Genomic DNA, 11,888 nt, shown 5'->3' on the forward strand with positions numbered 1-11,888 from the left:
CTCGCTCACGATCGCAACCTCCTGCCGGTCAGATCCAGGAAGACGTCCTCGAGGCTGCGCTGCTCCACGCGCAGGTCGGTGGCCAGCACGTCGATCCGCGCACACCACGCCGTGACCGTTGCCAGCACCTGCGGGCCGACCGCGCCTTCGACCAGGTACTCACCCGGGGACACCTCGCTAGCTCGGTAGTCCTCGGGCAGCGCGGCGGTCAATAACGCCAGGTCGAGTTTCGGCGGCGCGCTGAAGCGCAGCTGGTCCTTGGCGCCGCTGCGCATCAGTTCCGCCGGGGTGCCGGCAGCGACCGTTGTGCCGTGGTCGATGATCACCAGGCGGTCGGCCAGTTCCTCGGCCTCTTTGAGCTGGTGGGTGGTCAGTACCACGGTCACGCCGTCGCGGCGCAGCGCATCGATCAGCTCCCACACCAGCAGCCGGGCGTGGGCGTCCATGCCGGCGGTCGGCTCGTCGAGAAACACCAGCTCGGGGCGGCCGACCAGGGCACACGCCAGCGCCAGCCGTTGTTGTTGTCCACCGGAGAGCCGTCGGTAGGTGGTGCGGGCGGCTTCGGTGAGGCCGAGGGTTTCCAGCAGCCAGCCCGGGTCCAACGGGTCGGCGGCGTACGAGGCCACCAGGTTGAGCATCTCGCCGGCACGCGCTGCCGGGTAACCGCCGCCGCCCTGCAACATCACGCCGATGCGGGGGCGCAGGCGCGCGTTGTCGGCGATCGGGTCCAGCCCCAACACCTCGATGCTGCCAGTGTCGGGGCGGATGAAGCCCTCGCACATCTCGACGGTGGTCGTCTTTCCGGCGCCATTGGGACCCAACAACGCAAACACCTCGGCGGCATGCACCTCGAGATCGAGGCTCGAAACGGCCTTCACGGACCCGTACTGCTTGCATACCCCGCGCAGTCGTACCGCTATATCGCGGTCGTGGGGGACGGAGCTCACGTGGAATCAGCGTAGGCGTCGGGTGCCGCCTCGGCGGACGGGGTGGCCTCAGCAGAAGCCGGAGTGACCAGTGTCACCGGTGGCTCGGGCTCGACGGTCTCCTCCGGAAGGGCTTGCCACGGTAGCCGGTGATAGGTCAGCGCGATGAGCACGACCACGATGAAGGCGCTGGCCAGGGTGGCGTCGATGATCTGGAACAGCGCGAAGCGGTCGCCGTTGGCGGTCGGTCCGAAGATGCCGACGATGAGGGTGACGATGATCGCGGCGGCCCGGAACTTGGTGCGGGTAGCCCAGGCGGCCAGCGGGATGATCGCCCACAACAGGTACCAGGGCTGCACGACGGGGAACAGCAGCACCGTGAGGCCCAGCGCGACCCCGAGGCCGCCGATCGGGTGGAGCCGGCCGCGGAAGACGGCCACCAGCAGCCAACAGACCATCACCATGATGATCAGCACGCCGATCGCACGGGTCAGCGACAAGATGGCAGTGGTGTGATCACCCAGGCCCAGCAGGATGCCGACCTGGCCGGTGCCGAGCGCCAACAACGTCGGCGGCGACATCCAGCTGCGCACCACATTGGCGGTACCCAGGGTGTAGATCCAGCCGAAGCCGAGCCCACTGGCCCAGCCGACGAGGCCCATCACCGCCAGCGTCAAGGTCGCCATCGCGGTGCCGCACAGCAGAAACGACTTGAGGGTACTGCCGCAGCGGTAGGCCAGTGCCATCGTGACGAAGCCCAACGCCAGCAGCGACGGCAGCTTCACCTGCGAGGACAGCACGATCAGGATCGAGCCGGCCAGCAGCAATCCCAGGGGTTGCCAGTCCGGCCCGAGCCGCCACGACTGCGGCTTGAGCGGGCGCTGTGAATCGATGCCGCGCAATGCGAACTCGGCACCGGTCAGCATCAGACCCAGCATCAGCGCCTCGTTGTGGATGCCGGCGACCAGGTGCATGAACAGCAGCGGATTGGCCGCCCCCAGCCATAGCGCGCTCACCTCGGCCACCCCGCACCGGCGCGCCAACCGCGGCGTCGCCCACACGATCAACGCCACACCGAACAAGACGACGAGCCGGTGACACAACACCGCGGCGACGATGTTCTCCCCGGTGAGCGCGGAGATTCCCCGCCCGATCCACAGAAACAGCGGCCCGTAGGGCGCGGGAGTCTCGCGCCACAGACTGGGCACCGACAGGGTGAACACGTGACCCAGGCCCAGACCGGAGGCCGGTCCCACCCGATACGGGTCGAGTCCTTCCAGTGAGATCTGGCTCTGGGCCAGATAGGAGTAGACGTCCTTGCTGTACATCGGGGGTGCGATGAGCAGCGGCAGCATCCACAACACCAGCGTGCGGTCGAGCTCACCGCGCGACATCCGGCGCTTGCCGGACGCGAAACGGCCGAGCATCAACCAGGCCAGCGCCATCATCACGGCGCCGGTGGTGGTCATGGTCAGCGACACCGTTTGAATGCGCGAGGGCAGGTTCAGCAATCGCACGCCGAAGGTCGGGTCCTGAACCACCGGCCGGGCGCCGTCGCCCAGCGCGCCGATCGCCATCAGCACCGTGCCCGTGGCGCCGAACAGCCGGGTGCGCTGCATCGCGGTGTGCTCGGCGGCGTTGAGCGGCTTGCCCACCGTCTGCTCGTCGCCGTGCAAACTGGCGATCGACGAGCTCAACGTATGGTGGCGGGCTGCCATCAGAGCAGAGTAGACCGCGCCACTGTGCGTAGACCGCTGGGTTCGTCGGTCATGTTGTGGAGTTGTCGTCATCCTCGGGTGTCACGCCGCGCCCGGTGTGCAATCGCGCGGCGAAGACCGTGGTCAGCAGAAACGTGCCGCGTCTGTTTGTTGCGGTCCACGGATCGTCGGCGAGCCTCGCCTCGGGACGCCGTCGTCAGCTCTGCACCAAATCGGGCAACGGATCGGCACCCGTCAGCCAGTGGCGTCCGGTCTGGCGGGGTGCCTCCCACTTGGGGACGCTGACCGCATCGTCTTGCCCGAGGTCCTGCGGGGTCGGGCCGATACGGTCGGCCAAGGCGGCCAGCGCACGTAGATCGAAGTTGTACACCTCGGTCAGGCAGAGCACCGCGGCCTTGGTCATCGGGTAGACGGCGTTGGCCGGCCCGCCCATGGCCCCCCGGGCGATCGGCGCGAACCCGCCGTTGCCCGAGCAGGTGTTGACCACGTGCCCCTCGCCCTGTTCGAGCAGGATGGGCACGAAAGCCTTGATGTCGTGGATGACGCCCAGCACGTTGACATCGATCCCCCAGCGCCAGTCTGCAAGGTCGTGTTCCCACAAGTAACCCTCGGAGACGCCGCCCGTTCCGGGATTGTTGAAGACGACGTGCACGGCGCCGAACTGCTGCAACGCTTCGTTCGCCAGCGCCTCGACCGAGGAGTAGTCGGTGACGTCGGTGACCAGGCCGGCGACCTCGAACCCTGCGCTCTTGAGTTCGCGGGTCGCTGCGTCGAGCGGCTCGGCGAGGACGTCGGCCAGCAGCATCTTCATGCCCTCTTGGGCGAAGCGCCGTCCCAGGGCGCGGCCGATGCCCCCGGCCCCGCCGGTCACGACCGCCACCTTGCCCTGAAGGTCCGTGCCTGCGGCCATCGTCAAATGGTTGCGCAAATCGACCTAATTTTTCGTATTTTTCGAGGCAATGTGGAGCGGTGGTCGCCACTGCGCTGGGGTTCGCGCGCAATGTCCCCGCATGCGGTGCCCCCGCGTATCAAGTGTTTTCTCTGCTCTTCTCGTTTGTTGCTCAGATCACGTAAGGGGACCCTTGCTGGACCGATCCCCGGAATTGCGACACACTGGTGTTGTGAAAATCCAATCCGAATCGCCAGCTGCCGTGCCCGCAGCTGTTGCTGTCGGCTCGGATGGCCACACTCGGCGCACCATCGTCCGCCTGCTGCTCGAATCGGGTTCCAGCACCGCCACCGAAATCGGTGACCGGTTGGGCCTGACGCCCACCGGCGTCCGGCGACACTTGGACGCGCTGATCGACGCCGGTGAAGCGGAATCCTTCGCATCGGCCTCCTGGCAGCAGGTGGGCCGGGGACGGCCCGCCAAGCGCTACCGCTTGACCGCGGCCGGCCGCGCCAAGCTCGACCACGCCTATGACGACTTGGCTTCCGCCGCAATGCGACAACTGCGGGAGATCGGCGGCGAGGATGCGGTGAAGACGTTCGCGCGGCGGCGGATCGACGCGATCCTGTCCGGTGTGGAGGCCGCCGACGGTCCCGAGGAAGACGCCATCGAAGCCACCGCAGATCGCATCGCGCAGGCGCTCACCAAAGCCGGTTACGTCGCCACGACGACCCGGGTGGGCGGACCCATCCACGGCGTGCAAATCTGCCAGCACCACTGCCCGGTCTCCCATGTCGCCGAGAAATTCCCGGAATTGTGCGAGGCCGAACAGCAGGCGATGTCCGAGGTGCTCGGCACCCACGTGCAGTTGTTGGCGACGATCGTCAACGGTGACTGCGCCTGCACCACCCACGTACCACTTACTCCGGCGCCCAGCCCGCGCCTGAGCCGCAACCCAGCCCAAGTAAGCACTGAAGGAGCGTCCTGATGACACTCGAAGCTGCACGGACCGTCGAGCCGATGACCCAGGAACAGACGATCGACTCTCTGGGCAGGTACGGCTACGGCTGGGCGGACTCTGACGTTGCGGGCGCCGCGGCACAACGCGGGCTGTCCGAGGCGGTCGTGCGCGACATTTCGGCGAAGAAGAACGAGCCGGACTGGATGCTGAACATCCGGCTCAAAGCGTTGGGCATCTTCGACAAGAAGCCGATGCCGAACTGGGGTTCCAACCTCGAGGGCATCGACTTCGACAACATCAAGTACTTCGTGCGCTCCAGCGAAAAGCAGGCCGCGACGTGGGACGATCTGCCCGCGGACATCAAGAACACCTACGACAAGCTGGGCATCCCGGAAGCCGAAAAGCAGCGCCTGGTCTCCGGTGTCGCCGCCCAGTACGAGTCGGAGGTCGTCTACCACTCCATCCGTGAGGATCTGGAGAAGCAGGGCGTCATCTTCCTGGACACCGACACCGCGCTGCGCGAACACCCCGAGATCTTCAAGCAGTACTTCGGCACCGTCATCCCGGCCGGGGACAACAAGTTTTCCGCACTAAACACGGCCGTGTGGTCGGGCGGCAGCTTCATCTACGTGCCGCCTGGCGTGCACGTCGACATCCCGCTGCAGGCCTACTTCCGGATCAACACCGAGAACATGGGCCAGTTCGAGCGGACGTTGATCATCGTCGACGAGAACGCCTACGTGCACTACATCGAGGGCTGCACGGCGCCGATCTACAAGTCGGACTCGCTGCATTCGGCGGTGGTGGAGATCATCGTCAAGCCCGGTGGCCGGTGCCGTTACACGACCATCCAGAACTGGTCGAACAACGTCTACAACCTGGTCACCAAGCGGGCCCGGGCCGAGGCGGGCGCCACCATGGAGTGGGTCGACGGCAACATCGGATCAAAGGTGACCATGAAGTACCCGGCGGTCTGGATGACCGGCGAGCACGCCAAGGGCGAGGTGTTGTCGATCGCCTTCGCCGGTGAGGACCAGCACCAGGACACCGGCGCCAAGATGCTGCACCTGGCGCCCAACACGTCGAGCAACATCGTGTCCAAGTCGGTGGCGCGCGGCGGTGGCCGCACTTCCTACCGCGGCCTGGTTCAGGTGAACAAGGGTGCGCACGGGTCGAAGTCGAGCGTGAAATGCGATGCGCTGCTGGTCGATACGATCAGCCGCAGCGACACGTACCCCTATGTCGACATCCGCGAGGACGACGTCACGATGGGCCACGAGGCCACCGTCTCCAAGGTCAGCGAGAACCAGCTGTTCTACCTGATGAGCCGCGGCATGACCGAGGACGAGGCCATGGCGATGGTGGTGCGCGGGTTCGTCGAGCCGATCGCCAAGGAACTGCCGATGGAATACGCCCTCGAGCTCAACCGGCTGATCGAACTGCAGATGGAGGGTGCGGTCGGATGACTCACGCCAACGACGATGCAGCGCGTAGCGGTGAAGAGGATCGGCGCCGATGACGACAGCGCTGAACAAGGGGGAGCTGTTCTCGTCCTTCGACGTCGACGCCTTCGAGGTTCCGCACGGCCGCGACGAATTGTGGCGCTTCACCCCGCTGAAGCGCTTGCGTGGATTGCACGACGGCACCGCGGTAGCCACCGGCACCGCAGCTATCGCGGTCAGCGAGCGGGAGGGCGTGCGGATCGAGTCGGTGCGCCGCGGCGACAAACGCCTCGGCGAGGCCGGTGTTCCCGTTGATCGTGTTGCCGCTCAAGCATTTTCGTCGTTCAACGCAGCGATGTTGGTCACCGTCGGTCGTGACACCCAGGTCGGGGAGCCGATCACCATCACCGTCGCCGGTCCCGGGCAGGGCGCCACCGCCTATGGGCACCTGCAGATCCGGGTTGAAGAACTCGGTGCGGCCGTCGTCGTCATCGATCACCGTGGCAGCGGAACCTACGCCGACAACCTGGAATTCGTAGTCGACGACGCCGCCCGGCTCACTGTCATCTGGGTCGCCGACTGGGCCGACGACGCGGTGCACGTCAGCGCCCATCACGCCCGGCTTGGCAAGGACGCGGTGCTGCGCCATGTCACCGTCACGTTGGGCGGCGAGGTGGTACGGATGGCCGCCAACGTGCGGTTCGCCGGTCCCGGTGGGGACGCCGACTTGATGGGGCTGTACTTCGCCGACGACGGCCAACACCTCGAGTCTCGGTTGTTGGTCGACCACGCCCAGCCGGACTGCAAGTCGAACGTGTTGTACAAGGGTGCGCTGCAAGGAGATCCGTCGTCCAAGCTGCCCGACGCGCACACGGTGTGGATCGGAGATGTTCTGATCCGTGCCGAGGCGACCGGCACCGACACCTTCGAAATGAACCGCAACCTGGTGCTGACCGACGGCGCGCGCGCGGACTCCGTGCCCAACCTGGAGATCGAGACGGGCGAGATCGCCGGCGCGGGACACGCCAGTGCCACCGGGCGATTCGACGACGAGCAGCTGTTCTACCTACGCTCCCGAGGCATTCCCGAAGAGCAGGCCCGCCGGCTGGTGATCCGCGGCTTCTTCGGCGAGATCATCTCCAAGATCGCCGTGCCCGAAGTGCGCGAGCGCCTCACCGCAGCTATCGAACACGAACTGGAAAAGACGGAGAAGGCAACTACCGCATGACAATCCTGGAAATCAGAGACCTACACGTCAGCGTCGTCAACCCGAGCGGCGCCGACGGCGAAAGCGAGATCCCGATCCTCAAAGGGGTCGACCTGACCGTGAAATCCGGTGAGAAGCATGCCCTGATGGGGCCCAACGGTTCCGGCAAGTCGACGCTGTCCTACGCGATCGCCGGACACCCCAAGTACGTTGTCACCTCTGGTTCGATCACGCTGGACGGCGAGGATGTGCTGGCGATGAGCGTCGACGAGCGGGCCCGGGCCGGACTGTTCCTGGCGATGCAGTACCCCGTCGAAGTGCCCGGCGTCTCGGTGTCGAATTTCCTGCGCTCGGCCGCCACCGCGATTCGCGGGGAGGCGCCCAAGCTGCGCCACTGGGTCAAAGAGGTCAAGGCCGCGATGTCCGCGCTGGAGATCGACCCTGCGTTCGCCGAGCGCAACGTCAACGAGGGCTTCTCCGGCGGTGAGAAGAAGCGCCATGAGATTCTGCAGCTCGAGCTGCTCAAGCCGAAGATCGCCATCCTCGACGAGACCGATTCCGGCCTGGACGTTGACGCGCTGCGGGTGGTCAGCGAGGGCGTCAACCGCTACGCCGACGCCGAGAACGGCGGCATCCTGCTGATCACGCACTACACCCGCATCCTGCGCTATATCAAGCCGGAGTACGTGCATGTCTTCGTCGGCGGCCGCATCGCCGAATCGGGCGGCTCGGAGCTGGCCGACGAACTCGAGCAGAACGGCTACGTGCGCTTCACGCAGGCGACCGCAGGCGCGTAGGCATGTTGGACCTCACGGCGATCCGCGCCGATTTCCCGATCCTCAAGCGGATCATGCGCAGCGGAAATCAGTTGGCGTACCTGGATTCCGGGGCGACCTCGCAGCGCCCCCTGCAGGTGCTGGACGCCGAGCGCGAGTTCCTCGTCACCTCCAACGGCGGCGTGCACCGCGGTGCGCACCAGCTGATGGAAGAGGCCACCGACGCCTACGAGCAGGGTCGCGCTGACATCGCCGCGTTCGTGGGCGCCGAGCCCGACGAGCTGCTGTTCACCAAGAACGCCACCGAATCGCTGAACCTGGTGTCGTACGTGTTCGGTGACAGCCGTTTCGGGAACGCCGTCGGACCGGGCGACGTGATCGTCACCACCGAGCTCGAGCACCACGCCAACCTGGTGCCCTGGCAGGAACTGGCTCGGCGCACCGGCGCCACCCTGAAGTGGTTCGGTGTCACCGAAGACGGTCGCATCGACCTGAACTCGTTGCGGCTCGACGAGAACGTCAAAATCGTCGCCTTCAGCCATCATTCGAATGTGACCGGCGCGCTGGCGCCGGTCGGCGAACTGGTCGAGCGGGCCAGGGCAGTCGGCGCCTTCACGGTGCTCGACGCCTGCCAGTCGGTGCCGCACCAACCGGTCGATTTTCACGCGCTCGGGGTCGACTTCGCCGCGTTCTCCGGGCACAAGATGCTGGGCCCCAACGGGATCGGCGTCCTGTACGCCCGCCGCGAGTTACTCGCCGTCATGCCCCCCTTCCTCACCGGTGGGTCAATGATCGAGACGGTCACCATGGCGACCTCCACCTACGCGCCCGCCCCGCAGCGCTTCGAAGCCGGCACCCCGATGACATCACAGGTCGTTGGACTGGCCGCTGCCGCGCGCTATCTGGACGCGGTCGGCATGGCGGCGGTCGAGGCGCACGAACGTGAGCTGGTCGCCAAGACCATCGAGGGCCTGTCGGGTGTCGAGGGCGTGCGCATCGTCGGGCCGGCCTCGATGGAGAACCGCGGGTCGCCAGTCTCTTTCATCGTCGACGGCGTGCACGCGCACGACGTCGGCCAGGTGCTCGACGACGAAGGCGTGGCCGTACGAGTCGGACACCACTGCGCGCTGCCGCTGCACCGGCGGTTCGGCCTGGCGGCCACCGCGCGGGCGTCGTTCGCGCTCTACAACAGCGACGAGGAAGTCGACCGCCTGATAGCGGGTGTACGACGGTCCCTGGAATTCTTCGGAAGAGGCTGACGTTGCGTCTCGAGCAGATGTACCAGGACGTGATCCTGGACCATTACAAGCACCCGCACAATCGCGGATTGCGGGAACCCTTCGGCGCAGAGGTGTTCCACGTCAACCCGGTCTGCGGCGACGAGGTCACGTTGCGGGTCACACTCTCCGAGGACGGCCAGACCGTCGCCGACATCTCCTATGACGGGCAGGGTTGCTCGATCAGCCAGGCGGCGACGTCGGTGTTGACCGAACAGGTCATCGGGCACAGCGTGCCGGATGCACTCAGGACCATCGACGCCTTCACCGAGATGGTCGCCTCCCGCGGCAACGTGCAGGGCGACGAGGACGTGCTGGGCGACGGGGTGGCGTTCGCCGGAGTGGCCAAGTATCCGGCTCGGGTGAAGTGCGCTCTGCTGGGCTGGATGGCGTTCAAAGATGCGCTGGCACAAGCGCATGCCGGCTTCGAGGAGGTTGCACAATGAGCGAAACCACCACACCTGACGAGCTCTTGCTCGCCGACGTCGAAGAGGCGATGCGGGACGTAGTCGACCCGGAACTGGGTATCAACGTCGTCGACCTCGGCCTCGTATACGGCCTGAATCTGGAAAAAGGCGACGAGGGTACCGTCGCGCTGGTCGACATGACCCTGACGTCGGCGGCCTGCCCGCTGACCGATGTCATCGAGGACCAGTCACGTTCCGCGCTGGTGGGCAGCGGTCTGGTCGACGAGATCAGGATCAATTGGGTCTGGAACCCGCCGTGGGGACCGGACAAGATCACCGAGGACGGCCGCGAGCAGCTGCGCGCCCTCGGCTTCACGGTCTAGCCGCTTGCTGTTGCGCCGAGTGTGACGCGGGCGGAACACTCGCCGCCAAGTCTTTTCAGCGCCTCGTGGCGGTGAGTCACGGCGTCCCGTTGACGCCGGGCGTGCCGAACAGCGCCCCGCCCGCGCCGCCACCGCCGCCGGGCCCGTCCGCGCCGTCGGACAATGCGCCTGTCCCGCCGGCGCCACCGTGCCCGCCGGTCCCGCCGTTGCCCACCAGACGGCCGTTGCCGCCGTTGCCGCCGGCTCCACCGGCCCCGCCGAAATCGAAGCCGTCGCCGCCGGCCCCGCCGGCCCCGCCGGTCCCGCCGGCGCCGTACCACCAGCCGCCATTACCGCCGGCGCCGCCGTTGCCGCCGACCCCGCCGATGGGGCCGAATGTGATGCCCGGGCCGCCAAGCCCGCCGACACCGCCATTGCCGATCAGCCCGGCGTCGCCACCTGCCCCGCCGGCGCCGCCGGCCCCGGCTTCGCCGTTACCACCTGCGCCTCCCTGCCCCCCTGTCCCACCGTCGCCGAACAGTCGGGCGCGGCCGCCGGCGCCGCCGGCGCCCCCGGTGCCGCCCTCGCTGCCGTTGGCCCCCCCGCCCGTGGCGGTGCCGGAGCCCCCGGTGCCGCCGATCCCGCCGGTCGCACCGGCACCGTACAACCACCCGCCGGTGCCGCCGGTGCCGCCGGCTCCGCCCGCGCCTCCGTAACCGACCGCGACGGTTCCGCCAACCCCTTTGCCGGTTCCGCCCTTACCGCCGGCGCCGGCCCCGGCGCCCTGGCCGATCAGGCCGGCGTTGCCTCCTGCACCGCCGGTCCCGCCGGCCCCGCCGACGCCTGTACCGGTGCCAGTGCCGTCGCCGCCGCCGCCGCCGTCCCCGCCAGCGGCGCCCGAACCGTACAGCCACCCGCCGTGGCCGCCTGCTCCGCCGTGGCCGCCGGCTCCGCCGACGGCGCCGGCGTTGATGCCCGTGGCTTCTGCCGTGGCACCGGCACCGCCGGCTCCGCCTACGGCGCCGTTGCCGATCAGCCCGGCGCTACCGCCGGTCCCGCCCGCGCCGCCGGCTCCGCCAGTCAAGTCGCCGTTGCTTGCTCCGCCGCCTCCACCGGCTCCGCCGACGCCACCGTTGCCATAGAGCCACCCGCCATTGCCGCCGGCCCCGCCAGATCCGCCGATGCCGCTGGCCGAGCCGGTGCCACCGGCCCCGCCGGCACCACCCGGGCCGATGAGCCCGGCCTGGCCGCCCGCACCGCCGGCCCCGCCCGGCGTGCCGGTCGCGGTGGGTCCTGCGCTGCCGTTGCCGCCCGCGCCACCCGCACCGAAGAGCAACCCACCGTTGCCGCCCCGCCCGCCGGCCTGACCGAGCTGTCCGATCGCGGCGGCGCCGCCGTCGCCGCCTGCGCCGCCGTTTCCGATGAGGCCGGCGGACCCGCCGGCCCCACCCGGTTGGCCGGTCCCGCCGGAGCCGCCATTTCCGCCGTTGCCGTAGAGCAGACCACCGGGTCCACCAGGCAGGCCGCTTCCCGCCGGCGCGTCGGCTCCATTGCCGATCAGGGGGCGTCCCAGCAGCATTTCGGTGGGGGCGTTGACCATAGTGAGCAGGGCTTGCTCCGCGCTCTGAAGCGGCGCGGCGTTGGCGGTTTCGGCGGCCGCATACCAGCCGCCGGCCGTGATTAACGCCTGCTCCAACCGCTCGTAGATGAGCGCCGCTTGTGCGCTGACCGACTGATAAGTCACCGCATGGCCGGAAAACACGGCCATGACTGCAGCCGAGACTTCGTCAGCGCCCGCGGCCAACACCCCAGTGGTGGGAGCCGCCGCCGCAGCGTTGGCCACCGCTATCGCCGTACCTATGCCGGCCAGGTCAGAGGCCGCCGCCGTCAGTGCCTCCGGCACCGCTATCACAAACGACATGC

Annotated in this window: 11 protein-coding genes; 7 read left to right on the forward strand and 4 right to left on the reverse strand. The window is 68.0% G+C overall.

Going from position 1 to position 11,888, the window contains the following annotated elements:
- Nucleotides 1-5 precede the first annotated feature (5 nt).
- From JX552_RS12910 to JX552_RS12920, 3 genes are all read right to left on the reverse strand, one after another.
- Complete coding sequence (locus JX552_RS12910) at nt 6-947, reverse strand: ABC transporter ATP-binding protein (RefSeq protein ID WP_205877768.1); 942 nt, start codon at nt 945-947, stop codon at nt 6-8.
- Nucleotides 944-2,644, reverse strand: a complete 1,701-nt coding sequence (gene mptB, locus JX552_RS12915; protein ID WP_205877769.1) for a polyprenol phosphomannose-dependent alpha 1,6 mannosyltransferase MptB — start codon at nt 2,642-2,644, stop codon at nt 944-946. The genes JX552_RS12910 and mptB overlap by 4 nt, the downstream gene beginning before the upstream one ends.
- A gap of 196 nt (nt 2,645-2,840) precedes the next feature.
- The gene (locus JX552_RS12920) at nt 2,841-3,554 is read right to left on the reverse strand and encodes an SDR family NAD(P)-dependent oxidoreductase (RefSeq protein WP_277396068.1); all 714 of its coding nucleotides are present in this window, start codon (nt 3,552-3,554) and stop codon (nt 2,841-2,843) included.
- 211 nt (nt 3,555-3,765) lie between these two features.
- Here JX552_RS12920 and JX552_RS12925 point away from each other — a divergent pair, with 211 nt between their 5' ends.
- Genes JX552_RS12925 through JX552_RS12955 form a run of 7 tightly spaced genes read left to right on the forward strand, consistent with a single transcriptional unit; the run spans nt 3,766 to nt 9,986 of the window.
- On the forward strand, nt 3,766-4,521 hold the full coding sequence (locus tag JX552_RS12925) for a helix-turn-helix transcriptional regulator (RefSeq protein ID WP_241011021.1): 756 nt from the start codon (nt 3,766-3,768) through the stop codon (nt 4,519-4,521).
- 32 nt (nt 4,522-4,553) lie between these two features.
- Complete coding sequence (gene sufB / locus JX552_RS12930) at nt 4,554-5,960, forward strand: Fe-S cluster assembly protein SufB (RefSeq protein WP_431195982.1); 1,407 nt, start codon at nt 4,554-4,556, stop codon at nt 5,958-5,960.
- A gap of 49 nt (nt 5,961-6,009) precedes the next feature.
- Nucleotides 6,010-7,164 carry a Fe-S cluster assembly protein SufD gene (sufD, locus tag JX552_RS12935; RefSeq protein ID WP_205877772.1) on the forward strand — a complete coding sequence of 385 codons (1,155 nt, stop codon included), beginning with the start codon at nt 6,010-6,012 and terminating at the stop codon, nt 7,162-7,164.
- On the forward strand, nt 7,161-7,940 hold the full coding sequence (gene sufC, locus JX552_RS12940; protein ID WP_205877773.1) for a Fe-S cluster assembly ATPase SufC: 780 nt from the start codon (nt 7,161-7,163) through the stop codon (nt 7,938-7,940). The genes sufD and sufC overlap by 4 nt, the downstream gene beginning before the upstream one ends.
- A gap of 2 nt (nt 7,941-7,942) precedes the next feature.
- A complete protein-coding gene (locus JX552_RS12945) occupies nt 7,943-9,178 on the forward strand; it encodes a cysteine desulfurase (protein ID WP_205877774.1) in 1,236 nt (411 codons plus the stop codon).
- Complete coding sequence (gene sufU, locus JX552_RS12950; RefSeq protein WP_205878405.1) at nt 9,175-9,642, forward strand: Fe-S cluster assembly sulfur transfer protein SufU; 468 nt, start codon at nt 9,175-9,177, stop codon at nt 9,640-9,642. Before JX552_RS12945 ends, sufU begins: the two co-directional genes overlap by 4 nt.
- On the forward strand, nt 9,639-9,986 hold the full coding sequence (locus JX552_RS12955; RefSeq protein WP_205877775.1) for a metal-sulfur cluster assembly factor: 348 nt from the start codon (nt 9,639-9,641) through the stop codon (nt 9,984-9,986). The genes sufU and JX552_RS12955 overlap by 4 nt, the downstream gene beginning before the upstream one ends.
- Before the next feature lie 76 nt (nt 9,987-10,062).
- Here the strand turns inward: JX552_RS12955 and JX552_RS12960 are convergent, their stop codons facing one another.
- Nucleotides 10,063-11,886, reverse strand: coding sequence for a PE family protein (locus tag JX552_RS12960; protein WP_205877776.1), 1,824 nt, complete (start codon nt 11,884-11,886; stop codon nt 10,063-10,065).
- Nucleotides 11,887-11,888: the final 2 nt, after the last annotated feature.

Origin of the sequence: Mycobacterium gordonae (genome assembly GCF_017086405.1) — a bacterium.
Taxonomy (GTDB): Bacteria; Actinomycetota; Actinomycetes; order Mycobacteriales; family Mycobacteriaceae; genus Mycobacterium; species Mycobacterium gordonae_D.

Excerpts from the sequence above, each read along its gene's own strand:
- mptB (WP_205877769.1), bottom strand. The coding sequence starts at position 2,644 with ATGGCAGCCCGCCACCATACGTTGAGCTCGTCGATCGCCAGTTTGCAC.
- JX552_RS12920 (WP_277396068.1), bottom strand. The coding sequence starts at position 3,554 with ATGGCCGCAGGCACGGACCTTCAGGGCAAGGTGGCGGTCGTGACCGGC.
- sufB (WP_431195982.1), top strand. The coding sequence starts at position 4,554 with ATGACCCAGGAACAGACGATCGACTCTCTGGGCAGGTACGGCTACGGC.
- sufD (WP_205877772.1), top strand. The coding sequence starts at position 6,010 with ATGACGACAGCGCTGAACAAGGGGGAGCTGTTCTCGTCCTTCGACGTC.
- sufC (WP_205877773.1), top strand. The coding sequence starts at position 7,161 with ATGACAATCCTGGAAATCAGAGACCTACACGTCAGCGTCGTCAACCCG.
- JX552_RS12945 (WP_205877774.1), top strand. The coding sequence starts at position 7,943 with ATGTTGGACCTCACGGCGATCCGCGCCGATTTCCCGATCCTCAAGCGG.
- JX552_RS12955 (WP_205877775.1), top strand. The coding sequence starts at position 9,639 with ATGAGCGAAACCACCACACCTGACGAGCTCTTGCTCGCCGACGTCGAA.
- JX552_RS12960 (WP_205877776.1), bottom strand. The coding sequence starts at position 11,886 with ATGTCGTTTGTGATAGCGGTGCCGGAGGCACTGACGGCGGCGGCCTCT.